A 15,108-nucleotide genomic window follows, 5' to 3' on the forward strand; every position below is an offset into this window, starting at 1 on the left:
CTTGGGAGAATGACCGAACACGTCGACCTGATAGCACCAGTAGTTACAAAGGACGCTGCCGGGTTCGCTAGCGTCCACGACGAGATTGTCGCCTCAGTACGGGCCTATATCGAGGTGCGTCACGCTTCTGGCGCGTGGGTGAACCGGGCGGCCTACTGCAAGGCTGACGTGCTCTTCCGCATTCGAGTAATACCGGGGCTGCGAGTTACTGAAGCCATGGAGGTCGCCTGCGCTAGCGGCCGGTACGTGATTGATGCGGTTGAGGTTATGGGTCGGTATATCGAGATCATGGCGCACCGTATTGAACCGGAAGGAAACAGCCATGGCTAGAGTCCAGATCCGTCTACCCAACACTTTCATCGACTCACTTGGCGCGGCCGGCAACGTTCTAGAGTCGTCGGCTGAGGAAGTCCTGCAAGCTGGTGCTGGCGTGGTAGAACCTCGGATGCGAGCAAACCTCGCCGCCGCAATAGGCTCTGGCGCTAAGCAACCTTCGCGTTCCACTGGACAGCTGCTCGCAGCGCTTGGCACAACCACGGTGAAGGTCAACAGTCGCGGTGACCATAACGTGAAGGTCGGCTTCGCTGAAAACCGCTCCGATGGCCGCTCCAACGCCTTGATCGCCAACGTCCTCGAACACGGCCGCTCCAACCAGCCAGCTCGTCCGTTTCTGGCACCGACGCGTTCACAAACCCGCAGGCCCGCAGTAGAAGCCATGAAACAAGTACTCGCGGCGCGTATCGAGGCGGTGAAACCATGACCACACCGTTGCTAGAGCAACTAAGCCGCATGGCCCAGAAACTTGAGCTGCCGTATGCAGTCGGGCTGTATGGGAACACTCCGGCACCAGACTCCTACCTGGTGTTCACGCCGCTGACCGACTCGTTGGGGGTTTTCGCTGACAACCAGCCCGGTATTGAGGTCGAAGAAGTCCGCATCGCACTGTTCACGAAGACCAACTACCTGGGGCTGCGTAACCAGCTCACCCGAGCCCTAATTGATGCAGGGCTGACGGTGACCGCCCGCCGCTATATCGGATACGAGGCGGATACCGGTTTTCACCACTATTCCATCGATGTTTCGAGTTTTAGAGCCTGTCCTTAAGAGTTTGCAATGATCAGGAAAGTCAAAAATCCGATGAACAAGATCTCCAGGACTAACCCGATGACGTTAATGACTTTTTCGCTCTTTTCAGGCCAGAATCTGGCTAGCAGAGCAAAAACTACTAAGCCAGTAGCGGCTCCAGCAGTGTTCATTATGACATCGGTGATATCGCTGATCCCAATAGCGAAAACGTACTGAACGACCTCGAATGCCACACTTGCTAAAAACGGTGGGAGCAATTGAATTAACCATGAGCGCCGTTTCAACAACATCCTCATGTACAAGCCAAACGGGATGAAAACAAGGAAGTTGACCACGATCTCATCAAAGAAGAGCGACCCGTAAAGATTCGCAGAATCTGCAAATGGGATCAGATTTAAGTAGCGCACATGCCGCATGGCCAGTATGTCGTCAACGCTGGTGGCGAATTTGAACAGCACCATCCACGACAACAAGAGCAGATAAATCCCGAACACCGCATAGGTCAAGCATCGCGTTTTCTCTCTCATGCCCCAATTCTATCTCTCGATGACATCTAAAGACCCATGTCACGAAAATCACTACCCAAAAGGAGAAACATCATGGCCACTATTGGTCTAGACAAGCTCTACTACGCAACCATCACTGAGGATCCCACCAGCGGTGAGGAAACCTATGCCACCCCGAAATCGCTGGCAAAAGCAATATCCGCCGAGCTGTCCGTTGAGGTTGCTGAAGCGATCCTTTACGCCGACGACGGGGCATCCGAGATTGTTAAAGAATTCAAATCCGGCACACTCACCCTGGGCGTGGACGACCTCGGATCAGAATCAGCCGCAGCACTAACCGGTGCAACCTTGGATGCTAACGGTGTGCTCATTAGTGCTTCCGAAGATGGCGGCACACCTGGTGTTTGCATGGGGTTTTTGAGACGTTTGAGTTTGTTTGAATCTCGTAGTGACTAGACATCACAGTTCTGCTGAAGTCAACACCGCTTTAGCAGGGATTTTTATAGTTTTTGCTTCTAATCATAAAGAGATTATTTGCGGAACTCGGGATGGTAAAAACTCAGCAAAATTGCCGCAGCTATCAGGACTGTGCAACATGTCATTGGTAGCCACGGAGAGAGTCCGTAAAGTGCGGTAGAGGCTATCGGTGCCACTACATAGGCAGCACCATTGTTAGCATTAATCAACCCGGCCAGCCCACCTTGCTCTTCGGGCTTCATTTGCAAAGTAGGCGCCGTGTTGTAGCCAGGCATCGCCAGGCCTAGACCAAAGCCTGTCAAGATGCTGGCCACGATGAACAGTCCAAGATTTAGTGGATAAACCAAGAGTAGTAACCCGAGAAGAACGATTATTAATCCTCTTCTAAAGAGTTTTTTAGCACCCCAGTTTAACCTTGGAGCCACCAAGGCCTGCGCCAGTATCATCACCACACCCATTATTGACATGCACAAAGCGGTGAGCCCTGCTGTTGCGCCGGCCGCTAGCTTCAAAACATCCTGCAGTAAAAAGCCGAAAAGTGTAGCCACGGTAGAAAAAGCAGTAAACATTAGGAAACCGCAAGCCAGGAACACGAATACTCTTGAATCAAAATAGGAAACTTTTGCCGGTTGAGCGACTTTTTCTTCGCCACCTGTGGGTTTGAATGTTAGAAGCAAAACGGCAACGCCCAAAAGCATGACCAAAGGCATCACCAGCAAGGGCATCATGAAACCTCCTATGGCTGCAAGGCTGCCACCCAATAAGGCTCCAAGAATAGACGAGAATCCTTGTGCAGCGCCCAAGACTCCCAGACCTTTTACCCGTTGCGTCTCATTGTAGGTATGAGTCACAACGTAGGTTTGCGCGGCTGGGGAAACTGATGCGATGGCACCGCCGTACAGCACGCCCCTAGTTATGACTACTCCTATGATCAACGCTATGCCGGTGAGCAGACCCTTAAATCCTAGCCACACCACCATAGCGAATCCGCCTAGAGCCAGGATTCCGGCAAGCATGCCAATAAGCAAGATACGCCGAGATCCCCATCGCAATGAGACCCGTCCCCACCTGGTGGAGGTAAGAGAAAACATTACGGCTGCTAACGAAATGGTGGCGCCAATGTGCCATTCCTTCAACCCGATTTCGCGCGATAGCGGAGCCAGAATTGGATTAAGAATCATCTGCCCCATATATGCCAGTAAAACCGTCAAAAACAAGGGAAACAGTCCCGCTATTTTTGATTCGACTTTCTCGTTTCGTTCATTAGTGGCGCACATTAAAACATCCTTTCCAAAGTGAGCAGCCAATCAAACCTCGACAATACTAGAACAATGTTCTAGTATTGTCGAGGTTAAGGATATGCTGTTTTCGTGGGAAATAAAGACAAGCGGGTAAACACGGGTAGACGCGCCTGGCTGACGCAGGAAAAGATCATGTACACCGCAATGGAACTGACCCGAGAGTGCGGTCTAGAAAAATGGTCGATTCGCGACCTTGCGCAGCATCTGGGAGTAGTTCCATCTGTCATCTACCACCATTACCAAAACCGTGACGCCATTACCGCTTCTGTAATAGGCGAAATCACTAGCACCATCGAGCTACCGGACGAGCAGCTGGAATGGAAAGATTGGTTCATCTCCCTAGCAAAAAATGTCAGGCCCGTCTTTCTTGAATTCCCCGGAGTCACCGACAAACTGATGTATGGACATATGAACGCCGCGTTTATACCAATCTTGGAGGTGGCTTACGAAAAACTACGGGACGCTGGTTTTAGCAAGTACATTCACATCGCATACTCAATTATCATCAACACGATGCTGTGGAGCATTACTGCTCGCAACTTGCGCAGCCCAACCAAGCAGGAACAGCGCCACGACCTAGGCCAAATGATTACCCAACTTCAGCCCCTAGCTGCCTGCTCCACAACGCTGGCTGACATCATCCAAGGCTACTTAATTCCGCTAGCCAACCCGAAAAACGAAGACCGCATGAGTCAGGAATACTTTGAAATCATCATAGAAGTCGTACTCGCCGGTTTAGAGATAGCAATCTTGCCTCGCGAAAACGCCTAACGAACCCGTGAACAAGAGAAATCATCAATACTCATAAAATATTTCCCAAAATCGCAAGGCATCCAGCTAAGAGCAGAGCCTTTCAGCCTCTCCCTCTATTTCCTGCGATTTTCCAATAAATACAAGAAGATCCACTATATCCAGAGCTTCCCAAACAACTGGTACGACTACATCAAATACGGCACCACCAATGAACTAGCTATCGGTCTTCACAGTACACAGGCTTCTCCCAGGAATCCGCAGCCTATATTGAAGACTGAGCCCACCCTATTGCGTATGGACGAAGAGGAAACCTCCATCTCGACTTCTGGCTTACCTCTTCGACGAACATCAACGTAAAGAAAGAAGCCGACGAAATCTTCCACTATTGGCTTCCTCTCGCTTATAAAGCTGGGAAAGTTGATCGCGGCGTGCAGAGGTGAGAATGCCCGTCCAATCCGCTATCCCCGCAGTAGCCATACCACCTGGGGTTCCATCAACCAGAAAAAGCTCTACCGCCTTACCACGCGCCATCACAACCACGCCCCTCGTTCACGCCCACCTACCCTCAAGAATAACCGAGAAAAACAGATCACCCCTCAATATGAGGATCCAAAAGAAAGGAAACACCATGGCAACTATTGGTTTAGACAAGCTCTACTACGCGAGCATTAGCGAAGATCCCACCAGCGGTGAGGAAACCTATGCCGTTCCTAAACCGCTCGCTAAAGCAATATCTGCAGAATTGTCTGTGGAGGTGGCTGAGGCAATTTTGTATGCCGACGACGGGGCAAGTGAGATCGTTAAGGAATTCAAATCCGGCACCCTCACCCTCGGCGTGGACGACCTCGGATCAGAATCAGCTGCAGCACTAACCGGTGCAACCTTGGATGCTAACGGTGTACTCATTAGTGCTTCTGAGGATGGCGGCACACCTGTTGCTATCGGTTTCAGGGCTGCGCGCTCTAACGGTAAGTATCAGTATTTTTGGCTGTACCGGGTGAAGTTTGCTCTACCTGCCACGACCCTGGCGACGAAAGCTGACTCCATTACTTTCAGTACTCCGAGTATTGAGGGCACGATCCTGCGGCGTAACAAGCCAGATAGCAATGGTCGTCATCCGTGGAAGGCCGAGGTTACTGAAGGCGCATCCGGGGTAAAGGCAGAAACGATTAGCGGTTGGTATAAGCAGGTTTACGAACCTGCAGCAGCCACCACGCCTAGCCGTGCCGCAAGCCACTAAAAGAAGGGCAGTTTTATGGGAAAGAAACCCACAACAACCAATGCGGTCGATTCGTTTCGCAGCGCCACCATAACTATCGGTGGCCAGGATTACGAGCTGGTCTTGACGACTCGTGCGACCAGGTTGATTGCGCAGCGTTACGGCGGACTCGAACATCTAGGCGATGCCCTCGAAACCTCCGAAGACGTCGATAAATCGTTGGGTGAAGTGATCTGGCTAATCACCCTGCTCGCCAATCAATCTGTCGCAATCCATAACCTCACGCACCCCGACGATCAACGCACTGAACTAACCGTGGACGCGGTGGAGTTGCTGACGGTGCCGGCTGATTTGGCTGACTATCGGGCTGCGATCAGCGAAGCACTACAACGAGGCACCAGACGAGCTATCGCTACCGAGACACCGGCCCCAAAAGACCAGAACAAGGACGAGTCCTAGATAGTGATGAGGCGGCCTTCACCAGGCTGGTTTATATCGGGCTGGCCCACCTAAACATGAGCCGCACTGAGGTCGAGCTGGCTGTGTTTGGTGAACTGCTAGACCTAGTGGATTGTTGGCGGTTAGAGACCGGCCGGGCAAAGCAGAGACGTGTCTGGTTTATTGATGATGTGATCCCGGCTGGAATCTAGTTGGCTAGGTGGGTTTTGAGTGTGGCAGCGAAAAGTTCGGGGTGCGTTTGGTGCCATTGATGGCCAGCGCCGGCAATAATGTCGAGGCATGCGTGGGGGATGAGCCGGGCGGTAGCGCGGGCGGCTGGAAGATTCGCTTTATCTTTACTGCCGCAAACCACTCTGGTTGGCACCCCAATACTTGCGAGCCCTGCGCTTAGGTCTAAATCGGTGACTGCTTTGAGGACTGCTAGTACTTCGGGCTTAGAAGTCTCGGGAGGGCACACCAGTCTTTCTGGCAATATTCGCATCACTAAAGACTGTAGGCGCATGAGTGTGCGGGGCGGCTTGTATTGGGGTGCCGAAACGAGAAGTGAAGTTACTTTTTCTGGGTGGCGGACAGCGATATTCAACGCGATCACAGCCCCCAGTGATAGGCCGACTAGATGAACCTGTCCGGCAAGAGTTTCTACGATCTGGTCGCTAGCCTCATCCAGTGACCATCCACCTGAGTGCCGGCCAGCATCGAGCACGTCGACGCAACAACTGGTGAACTCAGGAAGCTGCTGGATGACTGAAGCCCAGGCCTGCCTTGTTTCACCAAGGCCGTGAAGGAAAACAATCGTAGGGTCAGTGCTCATTTACGTAGCGCGAAAAACCCTAACGCAATGCCGGTAAGCAGGAATCCGGCGACGTTACCAATCATCGTGACAGGCGAAATCGCATCCACGATTCCAAGCAGTGCGAAACAAACTGCCGCAACAAAAAGCAGCGCGGCTGCTACCCATAGCCATATACGAGCCTGCTTGCTTCTAGTTTCCATCGTCATCCTTCCATCAGGTTTTCGCTGCTTGCAATTCCTGTTAATTATCGGCAACTGCACATTACCTGAAATGAGGTTAACACATCATGGCCGACTCGTCTTTTGGTCTCAAGATTGGTTTGGAAGGTGAGCGGGAATTTAAGCGCGCCATCACCGACATCAACCGCGAAATGCGGGTACTCGGCTCCGAGATGAAGCTGGTCGCTTCCCAGTTCGACAAAAACGACTCCTCGGCCGCAGCGCTGACGTCTCGTAACCAGGTGCTGGGCAAGGAGATCGAAGCGCAACGGGCCAAGGTCGAAACCTTGCGGTCTGCACTTGAGAATGCTGCCTCGTCTTTTGGCGAGAATGATTCGCGCACGAATAATTGGCAGATTCAGCTAAATAACGCCCAAGCCACCCTCAACTGCCTAGAAAGCGAACTCAAAGAAAACAATGCTGCGTTAGCGAAGTTTGGTGACCAGGCTGACGGGGCCGGTAATGATGCCAAGACTGCCGCTAAAGACACTGCCCATCTTGAGAACGCGGTTGGTGAGTTGGGTTCCGAGATGGACGACACCTCGGGCAAGACCCGGCTTTTCGGTGACGTTCTTAAAGCTAACCTTGCAGCCGAAGCAATCGTTGGTGGGGTTAAGGCTATCGGGCACGCCATTGCGGGTATCGCTAAGGGCTTCGCCGGGGCGATGAAGGATGGGGTGGAGTACAACGCTCGCATGGAGCAATACACCAGCTCTTTCACGACGATGCTGGGTGATCAGGCCAAAGCCCAGAAACTAGTCAACAACCTCAAACTTGAAGCCGCCAGGACTCCGTTTGGGATGGAGGATCTGGCTAAGGGCACCCAGACTCTGATGGGGTTCGGTATGAGCGCTGAAGAATCCCAGATCAGGCTCAAACAGCTCGGCGATATCTCTCAGGGTGATGCCCAAAAGTTCGAATCACTCACGCTGGCGTTCGCTCAAATGTCCTCGACCGGTAAGTTGACTGGTCAGGATCTCAATCAGATGGTTAACGCCGGTTTCAACCCCCTCGAAGAGATTTCCCGCAAGACAGGTAAGAGTATCGGTGAGTTGAAAGAGGAGATGGGTAAAGGCGCTATATCTGCGGATATGGTTGCTGATGCTTTCGCTTCTGCCACTAGTGAGGGTGGGCGGTTTTATGGTGCGATGGACGCCCAATCTAAAACCTTCTCCGGACAATTGGCCACCTTGCAGGACGGCGTAGCAAACCTCAAAGGCCTGTTGGCTGGTGGTTTGACCACGGCGTTGGCTGGGACGGTGATGCCGATAGTTAACGGTTGGGTCGATGAACTAACGAGCGCTTTCGAGACCGGCGGGGCGCCAGCCCTGATCGACACCTTCGGCGGGATCCTTCAGGAGGCACTGGCATTTATCGCCGAACAACTCCCACAAGTAGTTGAGACCGGCATGACAATACTGACCAGCCTGCTTGAGGGGATTATTGCGGTGCTGCCGTCCCTGGCCGACACCGCCGTAACCCTAATCGTGGCGCTTGTGGAGGCGATCATTGAAGCGCTGCCGAGCCTGTTGGAGGCTGCGGTGCAGATCATTACTACGCTTGTGGCCGGTATCGGTGAGGCATTGCCGCAGTTGATTCCGGCGGCGGTCGAGATGCTGACCACGATGATCCAAGGGTTAGTGGATAACCTGCCGCTGATTTTGGACGCTGCCTTGCAGTTGATTACCGGTCTTGCTGAGGGCCTGATCGCGGCAATCCCTGTGTTGATTGAGGCTTTGCCGCAGATTATTCAGGGGCTGGTGGATTTCCTTGTGGGCGCTATCCCGCAGATCATCCAAACCGGCATCCAACTACTCACCAGCCTCGTAAGCGCTCTGCCGGAGATTATTACTGCGATAGTGGCAGCCCTGCCGCAAATCATCACAGCCATCATCAACGGCGTGCTCGGTGCTATCCCGCAACTGATTCAGGCTGGTATTCAACTGTTTGTTGCGCTGATCGGTGCCTTACCGCAGATCATCACCACGATTGTCGCGGCCTTACCGCAGATCATTGGTGCGGTAATCTCTGCCGTGATTGGTGCGATTCCGCAGTTAGTGCAGGCCGGTATCCAGCTATTAACAGCACTTATTGGTGCGCTACCGCAGATTATTGGCACGATTGTCTCGGCTATCCCGCAAATTATTGGCGGGATTGTTTCTGCTGTTCTGGGTGGTGTGGGCCAGATGATCAATGCTGGTGCCTCCTTGGTTTCTGGTTTGTGGCAGGGCATCCAGTCGCTGGCGGGCTGGTTGTGGGACAGGGTTTCTAGCTGGGTATCTAGCATTTGGGATGGGATCCTCGGATTCTTCGGCATCCACAGCCCCTCCAAACAAATGGCATGGGTCGGCGACATGCTCGTAGCAGGCCTAGCCGGAGCAATCACCAGTGAGGGCCATAAGGCAGCAGACGCAGCAAAAGACATGGCCAAAGACACCCTCGATGCAGTAAGCGAACTTAGCAGTGGCATTGATGTGCCAATCAACATCAACGACACGGACTTGCACCTACCGAATGTAGATCTGGCACCAGCAGCCATTCGACACCCCGATGCCAACCCATCACCAAATAAGACTTCGCCTGTGGATGTGGAGGGCATCGTTGATACCACTGCGAGGCGGATTCTCGGTGCCCTAGATGTTCAGGTGGTGCTCAATGACGGCACCCTGGTGGGCAAGCTCGCACCCCGTATCGATCAGCAACTCTCACGCCTATCAAGGCGATCCAACCTACTGGCGGGAGTGTAGAAGTGTTTGGGTTTGTTCTCGACCACAAGACAACCTCTAGGCAGCTCGGCCTGCGGTTCACCGCACCACTAGAAATCCCTGCCGCCACTAGGCAGGTGGACGATATCGAGGTGGCAGGTCGCGCCGGTTCTTTAACCCGGTTTGCTGGCTGGGCCGACACCGAAATCAGCCTGCCACTAGCAGTCCAGGGTGGTCCGGAAACCTACCGGCAAGCATGTTTTGCATTGATGGATGCTTCGGCGATTTCGTTTAGTGGCGAGCCTGGTTTGTTCAGGTATTTGAAGCACGTCGAGGTGTCGCCGCTTGCCCGGGAAATGGGTTCTTGGGGCATGTTCCAGGCAGAGCTGACATGTGCCCCGTTTACCTATCTGGATGTCGGCTTGAAACCAGTCACGCTCAATGCTTCGGGAACCATCACGAATCCTGGGTTGTTGCCTGCTGATCCGGTCATCACTGTGTTTGGTACCGGACAGTTGGAGTTGACGATCAACAGCACCAAGCATGTGGTGGCATCCCCAGCTGGACAGGTGACCCTCGATAGTGCCCGGTTGGTGGGGCACGTGGCTGGTAAAGCCCAAAGCGACGCCCTAACCGGGGCCTTCCCGCAACTGCAACCTGGTGCTAACCAAATCGAGTTCGGTGCTGGGGTATCGAAGATTGTGGTGCAGCCCAACTGGCGCACCCTATAGCAGAAAGGCCTATTGATGATTAGCGTTCATGAGCGCAGCACAATAACTTTCACCTCGACTGGGCTAGCAGTGTTGGATCGCGAGATTATTGATCCGGTTGTGGCAGAGGAACTAAACGGGGGCTTCACGCTGAGGTTTAACTATCCGGCAGACGGCTCGGCCGCGCAGTATCTGGTGTTGGAGAATATCGTCGCAACACCGGCGCCTGGCATACAGTCTCGTCAGGGTTTCCGTATCACCGAGGTAACCACCAACCTGGACGGGTTACTCGAAATCACCGCGCATCATGTGTTTTATGACCTTGCCGCCAACCTGATCGCCGACACTTATGTCGTCAATAAGACGGTTGTTGATGCGCTAAAGCAGCTTCTTGATGCTGCTAATAGCAAGCACGGGTTTACTGCATCTAGCTCCGACACCAGCACTCGTGCTTCGGCTCGTATCGTGCGTGAGCCTCTAGCTGCCGCGATCTTGGATGCCAAAGCCGACAATAGCTTTGTCTCGCGGTGGGGCGGCGAACTGTCTTTCGATAATTGGCACATCCACCATGCACCCCGCAGGGGTGGCAATCACGGCGTGGTGATCAGGGATCGTAAAAACCTAACCGGCTACGAATCGGCACTGGATTACACAACTGTGGTGACCCGGATTCTGCCGGTCGGTTATGACGGGTTGGTGCTGCCGGAACTGTATGTCGACAGCCCCCGAATCAATGATTACCTCACGCCGCGTATCAAGGTGATCCGGTATGGGTCTGTTAAGGCTATTAAGGATGCGGAGAAGCCGCGTGAGGACGAACTACCCTTGACGCAGGCATACGAAAAGTTACGCCAGCTAGCTAAAGCAGAATTCGCGACACGTCATGTCGATCAACCGCATTGCGCCTACAAGATCTCGTTCGTGGATCTGGCTTCGACGAAAGAATATGAGGGCTTTCGTGACCTGGAAACCGTGGCCCTGGGCGACACGGTAACCGTCCGCCACGATGACCTCAACGTCGCACTCACCGCCAGGGTTATTGCCTATGACTACGATCCACTCGTCGAAGAATACCTCAGTATCGAGCTTGGGAATGTGGCCGCTAAGTTCACCGACATCACGCATACCATCAACACAGCACGTGCAGAGGCTGCTCAGGCTGGGGTGCTGGCTGGTGTGGCTCTGGCGTCGGCTGATGGGAAGAACACCAACCATTACGGCGCGACCCAGCCGGCACAGGCTCAGCTGGGCGATATCTGGTTTAAAGAGGACGGTGAGCAGACCGAGATTTGGATTTACAAGAGCACCGATACTGGCCAGCCGGGCTGGGTGGGGTTGGCTACGGATCTCAACCACGCCCAAGTGTCGGCGGAGCTGAGTAAAACCCGCGCCGAAGTATCCCAGGTTAAGCAGGCTGCTGAGCAAGCCCAAGCCAAAGCTGGTGAAGCTCAAAAGCTAATTAATCATGCTGCGTCGCAGGCGGTGGAGGCTAAGGGGCAGGCGGATGCTGCGGTAGCCAAAGCCACCAGCGCCGAAAACTCGGCCGCAACCTTGTGGCAGATGGTGAACGCCACCAATAGCCAGGTTTCTTCTCAGCTGACGATGCTTTCTGATGACATCAACCTGAGAGTCAAAAACGGTGAGATCATTGCTCAGATCAACATCAGCCCCGAAACAGTTTTGATTGATGGTAAACGGGTGCATATCACCGGCCAAACCACTATCGACAACGGCATTATTGGCTCGGCGATGATTGCTAATGCTGCAATCACGAACGCCAAGATTGGTGCGGTGGATGCTGCCAAGATTACGACCGGAACCTTAGCGGCGGGCAGGATCGCTGCCGGCTCGATCACTTCTGACAAGTTGACTATCAGTAATGGGTTTATTCAGACCGCGATGATTGCTGATGGGGCTATCACGAATGCGAAGATCGGGTTTTTGGATGCCGCGAAAATCACGACCGGATATTTGAATGCTGCCCGTATTCGGGCCGGTAGTATTTCGGCCGATAAGTTGGCTGCTAATGCGATTCAGGTTGGGTTGGCTGGCTGGGATCAGTCGATTCGTATTGACCCTGACCGGATTGAGTGGTTTGAGTCCCAGACTCGTCAGGGCAGTCTTTCTGGGCGCGGTATGCAGTTTTGGTATGGCAGCCGTTTTATTGGTGAGATGACTAGGGGCTCAAAGGCTGGAAACCCAGATGTGCAGGGTATTGGTATGTCTCTTGGTCAAGGAGGGGACTATGTGGCCTGGAGCTACCAAAATCAGCAAGACGGAAATTTTTCTAGCTGCCTGACGCTGGACCCTAAGGGTAAATTCTATGGCACCCCGGGTATCCATCTGGGTGTGGATCTGCGCACCCGGGGCCACAAGTTCTACACCTCAGGCGACAGGTTCGTTTCACTACAAGATGTGTCTTTGACCGATCGGGGTACGCACCCGGGCTGGGTCGGTCAAACAGGCCTTTCGAAGATTGTTTTCCACACCTATGACGTGATGGTTGTCACGAATGGTTCTTTTTATAACATGAGCCGGGTTATTGATCGGCTAAATGATCTGATGAACAGGGTCAATAAACTGCTGGACCTTTTTAATAGAGGCTGGGTTACCCGCATTGAGCGCAAAGGCTCTGATATCACCTGGGGCTATTTCAGCAGCACCGGCTACAACCGAATGTCTACCAACCTGACCTAAAAAGAAAGTGTTTTGTCATGAAAATTTTGCTACCAAACAATCAACTGGCAGGCGTTGCTGACCTGCTGGAGACCATGTCTTTAAAACCCGCCGCATCTAGGGCACGAACCAAACTGCTAAACCTTGTCCGTGAGGCAACAACACGTTTCGGGGCCGATGAGTACGAACTGGTTAGCCAATACGCCCGCCTAGATGAACAAGGCAGACCCCTAATCGATAAGGACGGCACGTTTTCGTTAGCCGATGAGGCTAAAACAGCAGAATTTTTCACAACCCGGCAACAACTACTTGCTACTCCCGTCGAGGTAGAAGGCCCAACATATGAAGGCCATCTCAAAGACCTAAAAGACATGCTCGATACATACGATGAAAAGCTATCTGGCGCCAAAGCGCAAGCCTACGATTGCCTCTACGAGGCTGTAGCCGAAGCAATCAACAAAAACGAAGAACACAACTAACAAACCAAAGTGTCTGTAACGTTATCCGATGCCCATACAGGCTAAAGGCCCACCGTTCATCCATGCCCGCCAGCAGGTGGGCATCTTTCTTTAACACCCAAACCCCTCAAGGGGCTGGTGGGTGTTTTTGTTTCCCTAAATTATTTTTGAAAGGACTTGCTTGCGCCATGAACATCAAAGTCATCTGGGCCACCATCCAAGCAATCTTTACCGCAACGGGAGCCTGGCTAGGGGCATTCCTGGGCGGAACCGACTCCCTGCTATACGCAATCGTCGCGTTCACCATCATCGACTATCTAACTGGCGTGCTAGCAGCAATAAACGCCCACCGACTCAGCTCCTCGGTCGGGTTTAGAGGCATCGCCCGCAAAATCCTCATCTTCACGCTCATCGGACTAGCCCACCTGCTCGACGTCCACATCCTAGGCACACCCGGAGTGCTGCGCACCGCCACGATCTTCTTCTACCTATCCAACGAAGGCATCTCCATCCTCGAAAACGCTTCGCTGCTGGGGCTGCCGATCCCAAACGGACTGCGGCGGGCACTGGATGTAATCAAACAACGCGGCGAAGACCAACCAGAGACAGAAACCACTGGTGTTTCCGGTAGCGGGGCTGCCGTTCCGGCAGGTAGCGGAAGCGGCGTGAACTATCCGATACCCGCACCTGGCACCGGGGCCACCCAATCAGGCTACCGGCCACGCCACGCCAAACCAGATGAGTTGGAGCAATCATGAAAAACCGACTGACCAAACTCGCTAAAACACTCGCCCTCATCACAGCTTTAGCGACCTTTATAGCCGGGATGTGGCTACTACTCGGGCTCATCCTCTCCTGGGCGCTAGCCCCATTGATTTACCTGCTTGCACTGATTACTTACACGATTCCCTAAACAACAGAAAACTGGAGGAACCCCTTATGAAGAACTGGAACAGTCTTGATGCTGACATCAACCTGCTACTCGAGTGCCACTACACCAAAGGCAGGCAAAGCAGGACAATCGACAAAATTATCCTGCATCACAACGCCGGAAACCTCTCCGTGCGCGGCTGCTTTGAGACCTGGCAAACCCGCCAAGCATCCGCACACTACCAAGTACAGTCCGACGGGCTAATCGGGCAGTTAGTGTGGGATGGTGATACTGCCTGGCATGCCGGCAACTGGGAGGCGAACCTCACCAGTATTGGTATCGAACACGCAGACGTCTCTAGTAGCCCGTGGCGGATCTCGGATGCTTGCCTAGAAAACGGTGCCCACCTGGTTGCAGCACTCTGTGTCTACTACAAGCTCGGCCGACCCGAGTGGGGACGCAACGTCTACGGACACAGCCACTTCAGTTCGACCGAGTGCCCAGCCTCCATCGCCGGCAACCAGCGTGCAGCTTATATGGCGCGGGCCGGGTTCTGGTATGACCAAATGAGCGGAAACAAACCTGCACCAACGCCGGCTCCAAACGTGCCGAATATTGATGTGCTGGCTGATGCGGTGATTCGGGGTGAATACGGTAACGGGGATACCCGCCGTGCTCGCCTCGGTGGTTTATATGACGCTGTCCAGCGGCGTGTGAATGAGAAGCTAGGTGCAGGATCTAGCTCTGGCGCGAATATTGATGCTTTGGCTGATGCGGTGATTCGTGGCGACTACGGCAACGGTGATGAACGCCGACACAGACTCGGCAGTCTCTACGATGCTGTTCAGGCCCGTGTGAACCAGAAACTCAGCTAAC

At 53.4% G+C, this 15,108-nt stretch carries 15 protein-coding genes and 2 pseudogenes; 13 read left to right on the forward strand and 4 right to left on the reverse strand.

Annotated features, from left to right (window positions below; all coding sequences use genetic code 11):
• The first annotated feature begins 9 nt into the window (after positions 1-9).
• Genes HMPREF1255_RS02240 through HMPREF1255_RS02250 form a run of 3 tightly spaced genes read left to right on the forward strand, consistent with a single transcriptional unit; the run spans position 10 to position 1,104 of the window.
• Complete coding sequence (locus tag HMPREF1255_RS02240) at positions 10-330, forward strand: head-tail adaptor protein (RefSeq protein ID WP_231477442.1); 321 nt, start codon at positions 10-12, stop codon at positions 328-330.
• The gene (locus tag HMPREF1255_RS02245) at positions 323-760 is read left to right on the forward strand and encodes an HK97-gp10 family putative phage morphogenesis protein (protein WP_024110820.1); all 438 of its coding nucleotides are present in this window, start codon (positions 323-325) and stop codon (positions 758-760) included. Before HMPREF1255_RS02240 ends, HMPREF1255_RS02245 begins: the two co-directional genes overlap by 8 nt.
• Complete coding sequence (locus tag HMPREF1255_RS02250; RefSeq protein ID WP_024110513.1) at positions 757-1,104, forward strand: hypothetical protein; 348 nt, start codon at positions 757-759, stop codon at positions 1,102-1,104. The genes HMPREF1255_RS02245 and HMPREF1255_RS02250 overlap by 4 nt, the downstream gene beginning before the upstream one ends.
• Here HMPREF1255_RS02250 and HMPREF1255_RS02255 read toward each other — a convergent pair.
• Positions 1,101-1,613, reverse strand: a complete 513-nt coding sequence (locus HMPREF1255_RS02255; protein WP_024110597.1) for a VanZ family protein — start codon at positions 1,611-1,613, stop codon at positions 1,101-1,103. The two genes, HMPREF1255_RS02250 and HMPREF1255_RS02255, sit on opposite strands and share 4 nt — an antisense overlap.
• A gap of 72 nt (positions 1,614-1,685) precedes the next feature.
• On the opposite strand from HMPREF1255_RS02255, the pseudogene HMPREF1255_RS02260 reads away from it, so the two are divergent.
• Positions 1,686-2,009 (forward strand): annotated as a pseudogene (locus HMPREF1255_RS02260) (major tail protein); the annotation flags it as partial.
• Between the two features lie 113 nt (positions 2,010-2,122).
• On the opposite strand, the gene HMPREF1255_RS02265 reads toward HMPREF1255_RS02260, so the two are convergent.
• A complete protein-coding gene (locus tag HMPREF1255_RS02265) occupies positions 2,123-3,346 on the reverse strand; it encodes an MFS transporter (RefSeq protein WP_024110886.1) in 1,224 nt (407 codons plus the stop codon).
• 93 nt (positions 3,347-3,439) lie between these two features.
• Between HMPREF1255_RS02265 and HMPREF1255_RS02270 the strand changes: the two genes are divergently transcribed.
• The 3 genes from HMPREF1255_RS02270 to HMPREF1255_RS02280 all read left to right on the forward strand — a co-directional run bounded on the left by HMPREF1255_RS02270 (position 3,440) and on the right by HMPREF1255_RS02280 (position 5,801).
• Entirely contained in the window at positions 3,440-4,141 is a 702-nt protein-coding gene (locus tag HMPREF1255_RS02270; RefSeq protein WP_024110545.1) for a TetR/AcrR family transcriptional regulator, read from the forward strand.
• Positions 4,142-4,751: 610 nt separating this feature from the next.
• Positions 4,752-5,363, forward strand: coding sequence for a major tail protein (locus tag HMPREF1255_RS02275; RefSeq protein WP_016455236.1), 612 nt, complete (start codon positions 4,752-4,754; stop codon positions 5,361-5,363).
• A gap of 15 nt (positions 5,364-5,378) precedes the next feature.
• Complete coding sequence (locus HMPREF1255_RS02280; protein WP_024110526.1) at positions 5,379-5,801, forward strand: hypothetical protein; 423 nt, start codon at positions 5,379-5,381, stop codon at positions 5,799-5,801.
• Between the two features lie 187 nt (positions 5,802-5,988).
• Here HMPREF1255_RS02280 and HMPREF1255_RS02285 read toward each other — a convergent pair whose 3' ends face one another.
• Positions 5,989-6,612 carry an alpha/beta fold hydrolase gene (locus HMPREF1255_RS02285; RefSeq protein ID WP_024110796.1) on the reverse strand — a complete coding sequence of 208 codons (624 nt, stop codon included), beginning with the start codon at positions 6,610-6,612 and terminating at the stop codon, positions 5,989-5,991.
• Positions 6,609-6,794, reverse strand: coding sequence for a hypothetical protein (locus HMPREF1255_RS02290; RefSeq protein ID WP_024110830.1), 186 nt, complete (start codon positions 6,792-6,794; stop codon positions 6,609-6,611). Before HMPREF1255_RS02290 ends, HMPREF1255_RS02285 begins: the two co-directional genes overlap by 4 nt.
• Positions 6,795-6,880: 86 nt before the next feature.
• Here HMPREF1255_RS02290 and HMPREF1255_RS02295 point away from each other — a divergent pair, with 86 nt between their 5' ends.
• The 6 genes and pseudogenes from HMPREF1255_RS02295 to HMPREF1255_RS02320 all read left to right on the forward strand — a co-directional run bounded on the left by HMPREF1255_RS02295 (position 6,881) and on the right by HMPREF1255_RS02320 (position 15,107).
• Positions 6,881-9,559, forward strand: a complete 2,679-nt coding sequence (locus tag HMPREF1255_RS02295) for a tape measure protein (RefSeq protein ID WP_024110760.1) — start codon at positions 6,881-6,883, stop codon at positions 9,557-9,559.
• A gap of 2 nt (positions 9,560-9,561) precedes the next feature.
• Positions 9,562-10,248, forward strand: a complete 687-nt coding sequence (locus HMPREF1255_RS02300; protein WP_024110694.1) for a phage tail protein — start codon at positions 9,562-9,564, stop codon at positions 10,246-10,248.
• Between the two features lie 15 nt (positions 10,249-10,263).
• Positions 10,264-12,924 carry a phage tail spike protein gene (locus HMPREF1255_RS02305; RefSeq protein ID WP_024110743.1) on the forward strand — a complete coding sequence of 887 codons (2,661 nt, stop codon included), beginning with the start codon at positions 10,264-10,266 and terminating at the stop codon, positions 12,922-12,924.
• 17 nt (positions 12,925-12,941) lie between these two features.
• A complete protein-coding gene (locus tag HMPREF1255_RS02310) occupies positions 12,942-13,382 on the forward strand; it encodes a DUF1617 family protein (RefSeq protein WP_024110944.1) in 441 nt (146 codons plus the stop codon).
• Positions 13,383-13,555: 173 nt separating this feature from the next.
• A pseudogene (locus HMPREF1255_RS02315) lies at positions 13,556-13,966 on the forward strand (holin family protein); the annotation flags it as partial.
• Positions 13,967-14,300: 334 nt separating this feature from the next.
• Positions 14,301-15,107, forward strand: a complete 807-nt coding sequence (locus HMPREF1255_RS02320; protein WP_024110547.1) for an N-acetylmuramoyl-L-alanine amidase — start codon at positions 14,301-14,303, stop codon at positions 15,105-15,107.
• Position 15,108 lies beyond the last annotated feature (1 nt).

This window comes from Propionimicrobium sp. BV2F7 (assembly GCF_000510445.1).
GTDB classification, from domain to species: Bacteria; Actinomycetota; Actinomycetes; order Propionibacteriales; family Propionibacteriaceae; genus Propionimicrobium; species Propionimicrobium lymphophilum.